The 208-nt window shown below is 53.4% G+C and carries 1 protein-coding gene; it reads right to left on the reverse strand.

Annotated features, from left to right (window positions below):
- Positions 1-208: Ig-like domain-containing protein (locus tag K5Q73_RS21555; protein WP_220766217.1), on the reverse strand; the 208-nt coding region annotated here is incomplete at both ends.

Raw genomic sequence — 208 nt, forward strand, 5'->3', positions numbered from 1 at the left:
GGTTATCGCCATCAGCATCGGTTGGTGCGCTGAGGCCTAAAGACGTATTTTGCGTCTCTTCATTGACATTGATGCTATTGCTATCGACGAGTGGCGCATCGTTGATTGGGTTGACCGTGATCGCCACACTGCCGTTTTCAGTGACAGTGCCGTCATTGACGCTGTAGGTGAAGTTACCCACGGCATCGCCGCTGTCATAGTCGGCAGG

Origin of the sequence: Shewanella sp. MBTL60-112-B2 (assembly GCF_019655055.1) — a bacterium.
Classification (GTDB): Bacteria; Pseudomonadota; Gammaproteobacteria; order Enterobacterales; family Shewanellaceae; genus Shewanella.